Raw genomic sequence first — 13,263 nt, forward strand, 5'->3', positions numbered from 1 at the left:
GTAAAAATGTTAAAAAAAATAATCGCTTTTTCGGCAATAATTGCAGTCTCATTCTTGAGTTTTAGTTGTAAAGATGATGTCTTGCCAAAACCTTCAAGCTATTTGCGATTGGATTATCCGGAAGCCAAATATGTGAATTTTCAAAACGAATGCCCTTTTGCTTTCGAAATGAATTCAGATGCAGTTATTAAAAAAGAGGCCGATTGTAGTTTTACGATTACGTATCCAAAAATGAAAGCGACTATTTATCTTACCTATAAGCCAGTGGCGAAAAACATTAATGAACTGTTGCGTGATGCACAAACATTGACTTATAAACACGTGATAAAAGCGGATGATATATTAGAACAACCGTATTTGAATTCAGACAAAAAAGTCTATGGGATGTTTTATCAAGTAGAGGGAAATGCGGCAACTAATTCCCAGTTTTACGCTACGGACAGCACCAAACATTTTGTAACAGGCTCTGTTTATTTCTATGCAAAACCTAATTATGATTCCATTATGCCAGCAGCAAGTTATATCAAAAATGACATGCAGCGACTGCTGGAAACCTTGAAATGGAAATAGTATTGTATAAAAAAAGCATTCGCCAGTAACGAATGCTTTTTTTGTGAAATGTAAAAGTCAATTTATGACTTCATATTCGAAACTTTATATGTTTTACCGTCAGCGGCGGCTTCGACAACTTTAGTCAATTTTTCTGGAGTTTGAACCGTTTTGTCAAAAGTTACGGTGGCTAATTTTGTATCAAAATCTACCGTTGCTTTTTGAACACCATCCAGTCCGGTTAAATCTTCTTGAATCGTTTTGGCACAACCTATAGCGCAAGTCATTCCTTCTACAGAAAAACTGGCAGTTTGAAGATTGGCAGCTGCGATTTCTTTTTTAACTTTTGGAGCTTCTGTTGTTGCAGTTTCTTTTGAAACGGTATCTGTTGATTTTTCTTTACAGCCTACAAATAAAACACTTGTAAGTACTAGTGTTACGATTGATTTTTTGAAATTCATTATGATGTAAATTTTAAAGATTAAAAGCGTGTTTCTAAGTTGCAAAATTAATTAAAAAAAGGAGGAGTAATTCATAAAATAATTACAATTTTGGGGCAAAATAATCTTTATGGAATCGAAGCAGTTAAAATGGGTGTACTTGATGGTTCTTGCCTTGGTTTGGGGAAGTTCATTTATATTAATAAAAAAAGGGCTTATTGGTTTAACAGCTTTACAATTGGGATCGTTGCGAATCATTTTTGCAGCTGTTTTTTTAGTGCTGATAGGATTTAAAAGTTTATCCAAAATTTCGGCGCACAAATGGAAATATATTGCCTTGACTTCCATGTTCGGGACATTTATACCAGCGTATTTGTTTGCGATTGCCCAGACGGAAATTGACAGTTCCGTGAGTTCTATTTTGAATTCTCTGACTCCTTTGAATACATTGATTTTAGGAGCTTTGGTTTTTGGATTACAATTCAAAAGGAATCAGATTTTTGGAATTCTAATTGGTTTAATAGGAAGTGCTTTGTTGATTTTGAATGGTGCTATTCATCATCCGGAACAAAATTATTATTATGCTATTTTGGTTTTAATAGCGTCAATATGTTATGCTGTCAACGTGAACCTGATTAAGAAATATTTGCATGATTTGAGTCCGTTGAGTATTACTACTGGTAATTTTATGGTGTTGTTTTTTCCGGCATTCATCATCTTGTTTTTCTCTGGTTTCTTTGAAGTGGTACATGATGTAAAAGTGCAGGAGTCCGTTTTGTTTATAATGGTTCTTGGAGTTGTAGGAACTGGAATTGCAAATATTCTGTTCTTTAAACTTATCCAAATGTCCTCACCGGTTTTTGCTACATCAGTAACGTATTTGATTCCTGTTGTTGCTTTTTGTTGGGGATTATTAGACAATGAAATGCTTACTCCTGTTCAGTTTTTTGGTGCCTTTATTATTCTAATCGGAGTGTATTTATCGGCTAAGAAATAGTGTTCAGTATCCAGTGTTCAGTTCGAAAAAGATAGATTCAGGTGAACAACAATATAGATTCGGAAACTTTATAAAACAATAAAGGCTGCCTAAAAAGACAGCCTTTATTCGCTAATTCAAGTTTTGATTATTGAAAATCAGCATCTGAAACACCTTCGTTGATTTTTACATCAGACATTTTAATGTCCAGTTCAAATCCTACATTTTGAATGATGTTAAAAGGAATCTTAACTCCTTTTACATCCTTATAATCTCCATAATTTGTAGTTTGCGTTATGGTTTGACCACCTTGTTCTATTACTTTAGATTCAGCCAGTTTTAATCCAGAAGTCACATCATAATAGAATGTTGTTTTTCCATTTTTTACAGCATAAGCCTCTTTTCCGTTGATTGTTTCAATACCGCCCAATACCAATCCTTCTTTTTTAGAAAGCAATAATTCTTCAAAAGTAGTTGCGCTTGCTTTCATATCAGTAAGCATCGTTCCTTCGATGTTTTGGCGTTGCCCTTGTTGCATTACGTAAGCTCCTTTTTCATTTACCACCTGTTTCATCAGGCTCATGGTTCCCATCGCTAATTCAACCATTAATTTTCCTTTTGCATCTATCTTAGAAGTAAAACTTAAAGGAGAAGGTGCTTGTGGAATAGTAGTTGTTCCGTTCATTACAATCGTTTTTACAGCAGAAACTGCTTTTTCACCACCAATAGCTTTGATGTAATTATCAATAACGCTTTTCGCAGTTACGCCAGCAGGAATGTCTTTTTTGAAAACTGGTTTTTCCAATGGATTACCGTATTTGTCAAAATAAAACATTGGAATTTTTAGTTTTTCCAAAGCAGGAATTACTTCCGATCCTTTTCCGGCAATGATGATTCGTTTATTGTCTAAAAGGAAATATTTGTTGGCTGCACGAAGTATATCATCAGCAGTTACTGCATTGATCGTTTTGATGTAGTTTTCATAAAAATCTTTTGGAAGATCTTCCGTCTCAATATTCAAGGCGTATCGTGCAATTGATTGCGGTTTTTCTACCTGCATAACAAATCTTCCTATGTAGCCGGCTTTAGTGTCACTCAGTAATTCTTCGCTTACTTTTTCGGTACGTATTTTTTTGATTTCTTTGATAAATTCAACTACTGCACTATCAGTAACTACGTTTCTTACCGCCGAAGTCGATCTTAATTTAGTCACATATTTTCCGCTCCCTATTACAGAACTGGCACCGTAAGTCCATGCGTGTTTTTCTCTTAAATTCATATTAAGGTAACTGTTGAAGTCACCACCAAGAATAGAAGTCGCAATTACAGCAGGAAAGAAATCCGGATCACTCATTTTTAAATTCACTGTATTCACTAATGAAATCTCCGATTGTACTGCATTGGGAACATCAACAAAATTGATTTGAGTGAAAGGTACATTCTCCGGTGCTGCGTACGTCAGTTTTGGCGTGCTTCTTTTTTGCCATGACCCGAATAGTTTCTCTACAATTGGTTTTACTTCTTTGTATTTAATGTCTCCAATAATTACCAAATAAGCGTTTTCGGGAACAAAATAATTAGTGTAATTGGCTTGAATGTCTGCAAGAGTTACGTTTTTAATCGTCTCTTCGGTCATGTATTCTCCAGAAGGGTGGTTCTTTCCAAAAGCAAGTGCGTCAACAACTCTGTTTGCAATTGCAGGAACACTTTTTTCCTGAGATTTAAGCCCTTCCAGTAATTTTGCTTTCTCTTTGTCGAATTCTTCTTGAGTGAAATTTGGGTGTAAAGCTCCTTCGGCCATCAATTCCAAAATTCGTTTAGAATATTTAGAAAGAGTGCTTGCGTAAGCGCCTTGAGAATTAAAATTAAGATCAGCTCCCAGAAAATCAATCTCTTCATTGAAAGCATCTTTTGCTAATTTTTTACTTCCGTTTCCTATCATACTGCTCGTTAAGTCATCAACTCCTTTTTTATTGCCTTCGGCATAAGGAGCATTGTCTAATGAAAGACTGAAGCTAACTTTTGGCAGCTTGTGATTTTCAACAATCATAACCTTCAAACCATTTGACATAACAAAAGTTTGTGGTTTTTTGATGTTTACTACTGGCGAAGCTCCAGGTTTTGGTTGTGTGCGATCTTGTGCCTGCATAATTCCTGTTACCAACAAAATGAATAATAATATATTTGTTTTTTTCATGATTTAGAATGTCTTAGTTTTTAGCCTGTTCTGTAGAAGGAATATAATCCAAAAGCAATCTTTGGTTTGGATTCAAATATTTTTTTGCTACGTCTCTAATTTCCTCACGAGTGATAGAATGTAAAAGCTCTATTTCGGTGTTGATTAAATTGATATCGCCGTAAAGCATATAATAGGTTGCTAAATTTTCAGCAATTCCCTCTACATTTGAATTGGCATTCACAAAATTATTGTCAAACTTATTTTGTAATTTTTGGAAGTCTTTCTCCGAAATTAATTCGGTTTGAATTTTTACAATTTCTTCGTCAATTTCTTTTAATACATCAGCAGCTGTATTAGTTCCCATTGGCAAACCATACAAAATATACATTCCGTAGTCTTCCTGACTAAAACCAACGGCACCTATTTGCAATGCCATTTTTTTATCATCAACGATTTTTTTGTACAATTTTGAACTTTTCCCATCACTTAAGTAGGAAGAGATGAAATCCAAAACTCTGGCATCTCTTGTTTTCATTGATGGTGTTCTGTACGAAGCAACTAACATTGGAATCTGGATGTTAGCATCCTGGTACGTTGCTTTTATCGTTTGAGTGATTGGCTCTTCAATAAAAGTTTGTTTCGTTACAGCAGTTCCTTTTTTTATTGGTCCAAAATATTTCTGAATCCATTCTTTGGCCTGATTTTTTTCGAAATCACCGGCAACAACTAAAACAGCGTTATTTGGAATGTAGAATTTTTTATTAAATGCCTGAAATTCCTCTAAGGTTGCAGCATCCAAATCTTTCATTGAACCGATGGTGTTCCAACGATACGGATGTTTCTTGAACATGTTTTCTTTTACAACCGTAAGAATATTTCCGTAAGGGCGATTGTCAAAACTGGTTCTTTTCTCTTCTTTTACAACTTCATTTTGAGTATCAACACCAATTTGGTTTATTACAGGATGCATTAATCTTTCGGATTCCATCCAAAGTGCTAATTCTAAATTATTAGAAGGAAATACTTCGTAATAATACGTTCTGTCATCCGAAGTGTTCGCATTGTTCGTTCCTCCGTTTGAACTTACAATTTTCATCCATTCACCACGTTTGATGTTTTCAGTTCCTTCAAATAATAAATGTTCAAAGAAATGGGCAAAACCAGTTCTGTCCGGTTTCTCGTCTTTGGAGCCCACATGATACATTACAGAAGTTACAACTACAGGAGCAGAAGGATCGTTATGTAAAATGACATGCATGCCATTGTCTAAATTATATTCTTCGAAAACTACTTTTTGAGCCGAAGCTACTCCACCAAGCATGAGCGCTGTACTTAAGGCCATTATTGATTTTTTCATAATTAGATTAATAATTTTTATTTTCTATTAGTAACGGAAAAAGTGGTATTGTTACATCAAAAATACTACGGAATAAAACTTTAACAACTGTTCATTTAAGTTTTTTATCATACAGCTTCAAAAGTATGATAAATCAGGGTGTTAGGTGCAGTAAATATTTTTTGTTTTACTAATTGCAGGTTAAATATTTAATTGTATATTTGCAACCTTAAAAATTATTAAAACAATTCAGTATGTATGCAATCGTAGAGATAGCAGGGCAACAGTTCAAAGTAAGCAAAGACTTAAAGGTTTATGTTCACCGTTTGACTAATGAAGAAGGTTCAAAAGTTTCTTTTGACAAAGTTCTTTTATTAGATGATAACGGAACAATCACTTTAGGCGCCCCAGCTATAGAAGGTGCTTCAGTAGAAGCTAAAGTGTTACAACACTTAAAAGGAGATAAAGTTATCGTTTTCAAAAAGAAAAGAAGAAAAGGATACAAAAAGAGAAACGGTCACAGACAGTATCTTACTCAAATTGTAATTGAAGGTATTTCTGCATCAGGTACAAAAAAAGCAGCTCCAAAAGCTGAAAAAGTTGCTGAAGCAAAAGCTCCAAAAGCAGCAAAAAAAGCTGATGATTTGAAATTAATTGAAGGAGTTGGTCCTAAAGCAGCAGAAGCATTAGTTGAAGCTGGTATTACTACATTCTCTAAATTAGCAAAAACAAGTGCTGATGCGGTAAAAGCAATTTTAGAAGCATCTGAATCTAAATTATCTCATTTAGATCCAACTACTTGGGCTCAACAAGCACAATTAGCTGCAGATGGTAAAATGGATGAATTAAAAAAATTACAAGATGAATTAAATGGTGGTAAAGCTGTTTAATTAATTTATTAACAAATATAAAACTAATACGTCATGGCTCACAAGAAAGGTGTCGGTAGTTCTAAGAATGGTAGAGAATCAGAATCAAAACGTTTAGGCGTTAAGATATTTGGTGGTCAAGCTGCTATTGCTGGGAACATCATCGTAAGACAAAGAGGTTCAAAACATAATCCAGGTGCAAACGTTTACATTAGTAAAGATCACACACTACACGCAAGAGTAGATGGAGTTGTTTTCTTCCAAAAGAAAAGAGATAACAAATCTTATGTTTCTATCCTTCCATTTGAAGTTGAAGCATAATTGATTTTCTCAATTATTATAAAAACCCATTTCTTTCGAAATGGGTTTTTTTTTGCTCTCCACAGTATTTGATTAATAATTATTGCAATTTAAAATAATAAAATACTGGATTCCCACAAACTAATTCTGAAAATCCTTCCTCGGTTTTTTCTCCAATGTAATAAGCTTTTAATTCTCCTGAATTTTCATCTACACTATAATCCCAAATCTCTTTGTTTGAATATAAAAATTCTGTAAAAGAATACGACTCTGGATTTTCGGAAAACTTAATCTTTTCTGTTTTTACTAATTCCCATTTTTTTGAATTACGATACAGTTCGAAAAATAGGATTTCATCTACATTGATAGTAATCATTTTTCCACCTAAGCCGTCTTCTCGGATAGCCCAGTTTCCCTCTTTAGAAACCCATTTCCAATCTCCAAGTAATCTATTGAGCTTATTATTTCTAATAATTGATTTTAATGAATCTGCTTTTTTTATAGCAATTTGAGCAATTTCAGATTTTGCATTCATGTCGTAGACTAATGAGAATTCTCGGATAGCTACTGTATGATTGCCGTTTTCAAGGGTGTTTTTTGCTGATTCAAAATTTTCTTTTTGATATTGATTCCGAATAGCGTCTTGTGACCAAATCTGTATAGACATGAATAATAATAAGTTGGATAAATATTTTTTCATACTGTTAGAAAATGTTTCTTTACTACAATTGTAAATTGTTAATTCGAAAAATCTGGGATACAACTATAAGACTAATTCATACATCTTGTACGTTGTTATAAAAGCCAATTTAAAACAAAAAACCCTTGCAGCAATGCAAAGGTTTCTTTATGAATAATTTTAGCTAATTACTAATCACTAAGGACTAATTACTAAAATCTAGTATCTGTAATATTCTGGTTTGAATGGACCTTCAACAGGAACACCAATATAATCAGCTTGATCAACACGTAACGTTTCTAATTCAACACCTAATTTAGCTAAGTGTAACATTGCTACTTTTTCGTCAAGGTGTTTTGGTAACATGTACACGTCATTGTTGTATGCCGCGCTGTTCTTCCACAATTCGATTTGAGCCAAAGTTTGATTTGTAAATGAGTTACTCATTACAAAACTTGGGTGACCTGTAGCGCAACCAAGGTTTACTAAACGACCTTCGGCCAAAATGATGATGTCATTTCCAGCAATAGTATATTTGTCAACTTGAGGTTTGATTTCGATTTTTGAATCACCGTGGTTTTCGTTCAACCAAGCCATATCAATTTCGTTATCAAAATGTCCAATGTTACAAACGATAGTTTTGTCTTTCATTTTTTCGAAATGAGAACCCAAAACGATATCTTTATTTCCAGTAGTAGTGATGATAATATCAGCAGTTGCGATAACGGTATCTAATTTTTTTACTTCAAAACCGTCCATTGCAGCTTGTAAAGCACAAATTGGGTCAATTTCAGTAACCGTAACAATAGAACCAGCACCTCTGAAAGAAGCAGCAGTTCCTTTACCTACGTCACCGTAACCACAAACGATTACTCTTTTTGCAGCAAGCATAATATCAGTTGCACGACGAACCGCATCAACTGCTGATTCTTTACAGCCGTATTTGTTATCAAATTTAGATTTAGTAACCGAGTCATTTACGTTGATAGCAGGCATTGGCAAAGTTCCAGCTTTTACTCTTTCGTATAATCTGTGAACACCAGTAGTAGTTTCTTCAGACAATCCTTTGATACCAGCAACTAATTCCGGGAAACGGTCAATAACCATATTCGTCAAATCTCCACCGTCATCAAGAATCATGTTCAATGGTTTTCTGTCTTCACCAAAGAATAATGTTTGCTCAATACACCAGTCAAAATCAACTTCGTTCAAACCTTTCCAAGCATAAACTTGAATTCCTGCAGCAGCAATTGCAGCAGCAGCTTGATCTTGAGTAGAGAAAATGTTACAAGAACTCCAAGTAACTTCAGCACCAAGAGCGATTAAAGTTTCAATCAAAACCGCAGTTTGGATTGTCATGTGCAAACATCCTGCAATACGAGCACCAGCAAGTGGTTGTTCGTTTTTGTATTCAGCACGAAGCGCCATTAAACCTGGCATTTCAGCTTCTGCTAGTTCAATTTCTTTTCTTCCCCAAGCCGCTAGAGAAATGTCTTTAACTTTGAAAGCCACAAAAGGCATAGTTGTAGTACTCATTTATAGTATATTTGTAAGTGTAAAATTTTTTGCAAATTTACATAATAACTTTAGAATTTTACTGTTTTCTTGAAGTTTTATGAATTGTTTAATTCGCTAATCTTTTGAACATTAACTAAATAATTTCTTTAAGCTGAACTTATTTCAGTTTCTGGAGCTATTTCCCGTTATTCGCTATATCTTTTTCCACGCAAAAAAGCGTGAAAAAAGGATGCCGCTACTACCGGGGCTAAAAACCAAGACGATAACACGATGCCGCTTTACAAAACGATACATTTCTCCCGAAGCGTCGGGACCACTACTCAAATCCTCGTTTGGAAAGTAACCGAATCCTATGCCGAATTATTAGAACAAGTGGTCTTAAACGACAGCAATCGCCTCCGCCTCGACGGAATGAAATCTGAAATGCACCAACGCGCCTTTCTGAGTGTTCGCAAGTTATTACAGGAAACGGGCCACACCGATTTAGATTTGTATTATGATGAATTTGGGAAACCACATCTACATGGAGAGAACCATATTTCTATAACACATTCCCATAATTTTTCGGCAATTATCATCAGTGACGAAACCGTAGGAATCGATATCGAATTGCAGCGAGACAAAATCCTCCGAATCGCCGATAAATTCTGTGACTCGGAATTTCAATTCTTGGATTTGAACAGTGACGAATATATCAGGAAATTAACGGTTATTTGGGGTGCTAAAGAAGCCATTTTCAAAATTAGAAACGAAAAAGGAATCAGTTTTAAAGACCATATCAAAGTAAACTCTTTTGAATTAGAGAGTAAACAAACAATGGCTGAACTGCATTTTAATAATTCAATAAAATACTTCAAGATCCATTTTGAAGAAATAGAGGATTTTACGTTAGTTTACGCTTTCGAAAATTAAAATCAACCGCAAACTAGCAAATTAGGGGTAAAACTTATGGAGAACCTATACAGCCAAATAATAAAAGCCAAAACGAATAACCAAAAATTACTCGCTATCCTTCTTGATCCCGACAAATTGGTTTTAGAAAACTGGGATCTTTTAATTTCAAAAATTAACCAATCGCCGGCGTCTCATATTTTCATTGGCGGAAGCCTGGTTACAACTACTATTATTGATGAATTAATTGTGAAAATTAAACAAAACTGCAATTTACCAATCGTTCTTTTCCCCGGAAATCCATCTCAGATTTCAGATAAAGCCGATGCGATTTTATTTTTGTCTTTAATCTCTGGTCGCAATCCAGATTTTCTAATTGAACATCAAGTAAAAGCAGCACCCATTTTAAAGCAAACCCAACTCGAAATCATTTCTACGGGTTATATTTTAATTGAAAGTGGAAATGAAACCGCCGTAGAACGCATTAGTAAAACAAAGCCTTTAGATAGAAATAATCTAGATTTAGCATTGGCAACAGCACAAGCGGGAGAAATGTTAGGCAATAAATTGATTTATCTGGAAGCGGGAAGTGGTGCAAAACAAGCTGTTCCCTTGGAAATGATTGAATTAGTTTCTCAAAATATTGAAATTCCGTTACTTGTTGGAGGCGGAATTGTAGATTTGCAAGGAATTCAAAACGCCTATCATGCCGGTGCCGATTTAGTAATTATAGGAACAGCCTTTGAAAACGACATGAATTTTTTTAATCAATAATTTAATTTTTGCAATGATAGAATACTTTTTTTCTCAATACGCGGATTACCCAACCTTAGATATAGTTTTAGAAATTGTAGCAGTCGTTTTTGGTTTATTAAGTGTTTGGTATGCTAAAAAAGACAATATTTTAGTTTTTCCAACGGGATTAGTAAGTACATCTATTTATGTTTATTTGCTTTGGAAATGGACTTTATGGGGCGATATGATGATTAATGGATACTATTTTGTGATGAGTATTTATGGTTGGTACCATTGGACCAGAAAAAAAGAGGATATGGTTGAGTTCCCAATTTCAAAAATATCGAGTTCTGAAAAACGAATTGCGATAATTCTTTTTATATTTACGGTCGCTTTTGTGGTTTCGGTATATCAGTATTTCGAAAAATTCACCACTTGGTATGCTTATGTAGATACATTTATCACAGGAATTTTCTTTGTAGGAATGTGGCTCATGGCCAAAAGGAAAGTAGAAAATTGGGTATTTTGGATTATTGGAGATGTAATTTCAATTCCATTATATTTTTCAAAAGGATTTACTTTTACAAGTTTTCAATACATAGTATTTACAATAGTTGCCATTTTTGGCTATTTAGAATGGAAGAAAATCTCAGACAGCTCTCAAACGGAGTTACAAAAATAATTAAAATTGCTCTATTTGGTCCGGAAAGTACTGGAAAAACCACATTAGCAAAACAGCTCGCTGAATATTATAAAACAGAATGGGTTCGTGAATATGCCCGAGAATATCTTCAAGAAAAATGGGATGCAAATCAGCAAATTTGCGATGTTAACGATATGCTTCCTATTGCGTATGGCCAAACTAAATTAGAAAATGAAAGTGCTTTAATTGCTAATAACTATCTTTTTTGTGATACTAATTTATTGGTAACCAAAGTTTTTTCGGAAGTCTATTACGACTATTGTGATCCATTATTAGATCAAGCAGCTCGCGAACATGAGTACGACTTTTTTTTTCTTACAGATATTGATGTTCCTTGGGAAAAAGATGATTTAAGAGACCGTCCGGAAGAAAGAGAGTCAGTATTTGCAATTTTCAAACAATCCTTAATTGATAATAAGAAACCATTTGTAATTCTTTCAGGAGATAAAAAATTAAGACTGAAGAAAGCAGTTGCTATTGTTAATGATTTGACAAAAGCCAAAGAGATGGGGCTTTCTTCGCTTGATTTTATTCAGATTTATGAAAAAGGAGTTTCGTTAAAAAACATTCAACAACAACTTGGGTTTTTTAGAAACGGAATTACAAAAAGTAATCTGGTTGGACCGGCAACTTTGTTTAATGGTATTTTAAAATTATCAGAAAATGATTTTCGAATAAAAGCGGATTATTTTGATGAAAATAAATCCAGTTTAAAAATGGAAAAATTTGTTCCTGCTTCTGGAGCTGCCACAAGAATGTTTAAGTTTTTAATTGCTTTTTTGAATGAATTTGATTTTGAAAATGAAAGTATCAACGCTTATATAAACAGAAAAAAAGACACTGAGTTATCTGTTTTTATAGTGGGTTTAGAGAAGTTTCCATTTTTTAAGGCCGTAGATAAAAAACTTAGAGAAGAATTTATTGACTTTGAGCTACTTCATCGAGATTATAAAAATTATTATTTTATAAAATTACTTTTGTCTCCTGATTATTTTGGTTTTTCCAATAAACCAAAAGCAATTTTGCCTTTTCATAGATACAAAACACATATTGTAACTCCTGTTGAACAACACTTGAATGAGTGTGTCCATTATGCAAATTCAAATTCAAAATCAAACTTGCATTTTACGGTTACTGAATCTCATTTGGCTCAGTTTAAAAAGACAATTAGTGCCTTTAAAGGCAAGTTGGAAAAAAAGTCAGGGATAGCAATACACGTTAGTTACTCTTGTCAAAATGAGAATACGGATACTCTTGCTGTAGATTTTGAAAATAACCCCTTTAGAGATGAAAATGGCAAGTTGTTTTTTAGGCCGGGTGGACATGGAGCTTTGATAGAAAACTTAAACAATCTTGATGCTGATATTATTTTTATAAAAAATATTGACAACGTAATCCGAAATAATATTGAAAAAATTGCTTTGTATAAAAAAGCATTAGCAGGTATTTTATTAGGATTGCAACAGCAAGTGTTTAAGTATTTACATGCAATTGATGCTGAAGAAATTCAGCAAGAAGAAAGTGAAGAAATTTTACTTTTTTTGCAAGAAAAACTAAATATTAGAGTCTCAAACAGTTTTTACGAACTTAGTTTTGAAAATAAAATAATCGAAATTAGAACTATTTTAAACAGGCCTATGAGAGTTTGTGGAATGGTAAAAAATGAAGGCGAAGCCGGTGGTGGCCCTTTTTGGGTAAAAGATGAGAAAGGTTCCATTACTTTACAAATTGTTGAGAGTTCTCAAGTAGATTTATCAGATGATAATCAGAGGGGAATCCTGAATGCATCTACACATTTTAACCCGGTAGATTTAGTTTGCGGAATCAAAAATTATAAAAAGGAGAAGTTTGATTTAACTAAGTTTGTAGATCATAACAGTGGCTTTGTAGTAGAGAAAACAACTTTTGGAAGAGCTATTAAATCGTATGAATTACCGGGTTTATGGAATGGTGCCATGTCAAAATGGATGACTGTTTTTGTTCAAGTGCCTTTACTTGCTTTTAACCCCGTAAAAACAGTAAATGATTTATTAAAACCAGCACATCAGCTGTAATAATTTTACTGAAACATTTCCGAAGTTTCGGGAC

13 protein-coding genes are annotated in these 13,263 nt (G+C 33.9%); 8 read left to right on the top strand and 5 right to left on the bottom strand.

Translation table 11 applies throughout. The annotated features are described in order from the left end of the window. The first annotated feature begins 6 nt into the window (after positions 1-6). A complete protein-coding gene (gene gldD / locus QLS31_RS07980) occupies positions 7-570 on the top strand; it encodes a gliding motility lipoprotein GldD (RefSeq protein WP_121342914.1) in 564 nt (187 codons plus the stop codon). A gap of 62 nt (positions 571-632) precedes the next feature. Here the strand turns inward: gldD and QLS31_RS07985 are convergent, their stop codons facing one another. Then, positions 633-1,010: a heavy metal-associated domain-containing protein gene (locus QLS31_RS07985; protein WP_282743411.1), complete on the bottom strand. Its 378-nt coding sequence runs from the start codon at positions 1,008-1,010 to the stop codon at positions 633-635. Between the two features lie 109 nt (positions 1,011-1,119). Here QLS31_RS07985 and QLS31_RS07990 point away from each other — a divergent pair, with 109 nt between their 5' ends. Continuing rightward, positions 1,120-1,986, top strand: a complete 867-nt coding sequence (locus QLS31_RS07990; protein ID WP_282743414.1) for a DMT family transporter — start codon at positions 1,120-1,122, stop codon at positions 1,984-1,986. Positions 1,987-2,113: 127 nt separating this feature from the next. Here QLS31_RS07990 and QLS31_RS07995 read toward each other — a convergent pair whose 3' ends face one another. Together QLS31_RS07995 and QLS31_RS08000 are read right to left on the bottom strand one after the other, a co-directional pair. Next, positions 2,114-4,162: a pitrilysin family protein gene (locus QLS31_RS07995; protein ID WP_282743417.1), complete on the bottom strand. Its 2,049-nt coding sequence runs from the start codon at positions 4,160-4,162 to the stop codon at positions 2,114-2,116. Positions 4,163-4,175: 13 nt separating this feature from the next. Next, a complete protein-coding gene (locus tag QLS31_RS08000; RefSeq protein WP_282743418.1) occupies positions 4,176-5,501 on the bottom strand; it encodes a pitrilysin family protein in 1,326 nt (441 codons plus the stop codon). A 233-nt stretch (positions 5,502-5,734) separates the two neighbouring features. On the opposite strand from QLS31_RS08000, the gene rplU reads away from it, so the two are divergent. Next, complete coding sequence (gene rplU / locus QLS31_RS08005; protein ID WP_282743419.1) at positions 5,735-6,370, top strand: 50S ribosomal protein L21; 636 nt, start codon at positions 5,735-5,737, stop codon at positions 6,368-6,370. Positions 6,371-6,403: 33 nt separating this feature from the next. Beyond that, positions 6,404-6,670 (top strand): 50S ribosomal protein L27, encoded by a 267-nt coding sequence (gene rpmA, locus QLS31_RS08010; RefSeq protein WP_086453627.1) that lies wholly within the window; start codon positions 6,404-6,406, stop codon positions 6,668-6,670. Between the two features lie 79 nt (positions 6,671-6,749). Here the strand turns inward: rpmA and QLS31_RS08015 are convergent, their stop codons facing one another. Beyond that, positions 6,750-7,349, bottom strand: coding sequence for a hypothetical protein (locus QLS31_RS08015; protein WP_282743421.1), 600 nt, complete (start codon positions 7,347-7,349; stop codon positions 6,750-6,752). A 198-nt stretch (positions 7,350-7,547) separates the two neighbouring features. Beyond that, on the bottom strand, positions 7,548-8,864 hold the full coding sequence (gene ahcY / locus QLS31_RS08020; protein WP_282743423.1) for an adenosylhomocysteinase: 1,317 nt from the start codon (positions 8,862-8,864) through the stop codon (positions 7,548-7,550). Between the two features lie 252 nt (positions 8,865-9,116). On the opposite strand from ahcY, the gene QLS31_RS08025 reads away from it, so the two are divergent. The 4 genes from QLS31_RS08025 to QLS31_RS08040 are packed head-to-tail and all read left to right on the top strand — an operon-like array spanning position 9,117 to position 13,229. Next, positions 9,117-9,758 carry a 4'-phosphopantetheinyl transferase superfamily protein gene (locus QLS31_RS08025; RefSeq protein WP_282743424.1) on the top strand — a complete coding sequence of 214 codons (642 nt, stop codon included), beginning with the start codon at positions 9,117-9,119 and terminating at the stop codon, positions 9,756-9,758. Between the two features lie 36 nt (positions 9,759-9,794). Continuing rightward, entirely contained in the window at positions 9,795-10,511 is a 717-nt protein-coding gene (locus QLS31_RS08030; RefSeq protein ID WP_282710902.1) for a geranylgeranylglyceryl/heptaprenylglyceryl phosphate synthase, read from the top strand. A gap of 13 nt (positions 10,512-10,524) precedes the next feature. Further along, the gene (gene pnuC, locus QLS31_RS08035) at positions 10,525-11,154 is read left to right on the top strand and encodes a nicotinamide riboside transporter PnuC (RefSeq protein ID WP_282715063.1); all 630 of its coding nucleotides are present in this window, start codon (positions 10,525-10,527) and stop codon (positions 11,152-11,154) included. Beyond that, positions 11,109-13,229, top strand: coding sequence for a DUF4301 family protein (locus QLS31_RS08040; protein ID WP_282743425.1), 2,121 nt, complete (start codon positions 11,109-11,111; stop codon positions 13,227-13,229). Before pnuC ends, QLS31_RS08040 begins: the two co-directional genes overlap by 46 nt. Positions 13,230-13,263: the final 34 nt, after the last annotated feature.

The organism is Flavobacterium sp. XS2P24, assembly GCF_030010285.1.
Classification (GTDB): domain Bacteria; phylum Bacteroidota; class Bacteroidia; order Flavobacteriales; family Flavobacteriaceae; genus Flavobacterium; species Flavobacterium algoritolerans.

Bases quoted from the DNA above. Each gene is read 5' to 3' on its own strand.
- gldD (WP_121342914.1), top strand. From the start codon at position 7: ATGTTAAAAAAAATAATCGCTTTTTCGGCAATAATTGCAGTCTCATTC.
- QLS31_RS07985 (WP_282743411.1), bottom strand. From the start codon at position 1,010: ATGAATTTCAAAAAATCAATCGTAACACTAGTACTTACAAGTGTTTTA.
- QLS31_RS07990 (WP_282743414.1), top strand. From the start codon at position 1,120: ATGGAATCGAAGCAGTTAAAATGGGTGTACTTGATGGTTCTTGCCTTG.
- QLS31_RS07995 (WP_282743417.1), bottom strand. From the start codon at position 4,162: ATGAAAAAAACAAATATATTATTATTCATTTTGTTGGTAACAGGAATT.
- QLS31_RS08000 (WP_282743418.1), bottom strand. From the start codon at position 5,501: ATGAAAAAATCAATAATGGCCTTAAGTACAGCGCTCATGCTTGGTGGA.
- rplU (WP_282743419.1), top strand. From the start codon at position 5,735: ATGTATGCAATCGTAGAGATAGCAGGGCAACAGTTCAAAGTAAGCAAA.
- rpmA (WP_086453627.1), top strand. From the start codon at position 6,404: ATGGCTCACAAGAAAGGTGTCGGTAGTTCTAAGAATGGTAGAGAATCA.
- QLS31_RS08015 (WP_282743421.1), bottom strand. From the start codon at position 7,349: ATGAAAAAATATTTATCCAACTTATTATTATTCATGTCTATACAGATT.
- ahcY (WP_282743423.1), bottom strand. From the start codon at position 8,864: ATGAGTACTACAACTATGCCTTTTGTGGCTTTCAAAGTTAAAGACATT.
- QLS31_RS08025 (WP_282743424.1), top strand. From the start codon at position 9,117: ATGCCGCTTTACAAAACGATACATTTCTCCCGAAGCGTCGGGACCACT.
- QLS31_RS08030 (WP_282710902.1), top strand. From the start codon at position 9,795: ATGGAGAACCTATACAGCCAAATAATAAAAGCCAAAACGAATAACCAA.
- pnuC (WP_282715063.1), top strand. From the start codon at position 10,525: ATGATAGAATACTTTTTTTCTCAATACGCGGATTACCCAACCTTAGAT.
- QLS31_RS08040 (WP_282743425.1), top strand. From the start codon at position 11,109: ATGGAAGAAAATCTCAGACAGCTCTCAAACGGAGTTACAAAAATAATT.